Origin of the sequence: Streptomyces sp. SM1 (assembly GCF_002910825.1) — a bacterium.
GTDB lineage: Bacteria > Actinomycetota > Actinomycetes > Streptomycetales > Streptomycetaceae > Streptomyces > Streptomyces okerensis.
The window spans coordinates 1-1,249 of record NZ_NEUB01000121.1 but is presented as its reverse complement, the minus strand read 5'-3'; the positions used below and the strand labels follow the sequence as shown (position 1 = coordinate 1,249).

The 1,249-nt window shown below is 76.1% G+C and carries 1 protein-coding gene; it reads right to left on the bottom strand.

Features of this window, described 5'->3' with window-relative positions; all coding sequences use genetic code 11:
• Positions 1–11: 11 nt before the first annotated feature.
• On the bottom strand, positions 12–1,249 hold a 1,238-nt coding region (locus tag B9S61_RS02735; protein ID WP_103540749.1), incomplete at its 5' end, for a condensation protein.

Sequence of the window (1,249 nt, the reverse complement as noted above, 5' to 3'; positions counted from 1 at the left end):
GTGGTCGTCACTCAGGTCGCCTCCGTGGTGTGCAGATAGTGCGCGAAGAACTCGCGCAGACGGTCGCCGTCTCCGGGGCCGAGCAGGCTGCGCGACCACCGCAGGGCCAGATGCAGCCGGCCCGCGGTGGAGGCGGTGGTGACGGTGAGGCCACGGGGCATCCGGGCGGGCGCCGAGAACCACACGGCGTGCGCCCGGCCGGCCTCCGCCCCGAAGTCCAGCGGGTACGGGATACGGCCGATGTTGCTGAGCAGCGTGGTCGACGTCCAGGGCGCCGCCGCCCTGCGCAGGCCCCGGGTGAGCGCGGCCCGGCAGGTCACCGGGGCCCAGGGGGCGGTGAGCAGGGCGGCGCCGTGGCCGAGCTGGGGGCGGGGGAGCGACTTCAGGGCGCGGGTGCGCAGCGCGGTGCGGCGCAGCAGCTCCGGCATGTCGTCCGGGTCCAGCTCCTCCGGGGCGAACGGCACCTCGACCAGCCGGGTGCCGTTGCCGATGGGCATCGTGGTGTCCCGGGGCCGGTCGTCGACCGGCATGGTGATGCGCAGGGGCCGGCGGGCGGCACCGTGTTCCCGGTTCCAGTGGGCGACGGTCCGCGCGGTGGCGGCCATGAGCTGGTCGTTGACGGTGTACGCGGAACCCTTGGGCCGGTGCGGCAGCGGCAGTTCGGCGACGAGCAGACCGTTGCCCTGCCCCGGCTCGGGCCGGCCCGGCGCCACCCGGGCCGGCGGGGACCAGTGGGACGGGGTGTCCGGTGGTCCCCCGGCCGTCTCCGGGGGACGTACCGGCGGGGCGGCCGGGGCGTTGTCCCGGCCGCCGTAGAACTCGGCGGCGGTGGCCAGTACCCGGAGGCAGGCGGGACCGTCCAGAGCGGTGTGGTTGACGGTGAGGAGCAGCACGGTGCCGTCCCGCCCGCACACCACCTCCAGCCGGACCGGCGGGGAGGCGGTGAGCGGGGGTGCCTGGGTGAGCGCCCGGGTGCGGGCGCCCCGCAGGGCGTCCTTCCCCGGCGCCGGGAAGCTCACCACCTCCACGTCCGGTCCGTCGGTGAGCTCCCACTCGTAGCGGCGCCGGTACCAGGGGCCCGGTGCCTCCCGTACCAGGCTCCGCGGGTGCCGGCGCAGCGCCTCGGTGAACGCCTTGCGCATACGGCCGGGGTCCAGGTCCCCGGGGAGGTGCACCTCGATGTGCACCGTCTCCGGTTCCCGGTCCTGCACGCTGTGCCGCGACACCTCGTCGACGACGGGGAAGGGGA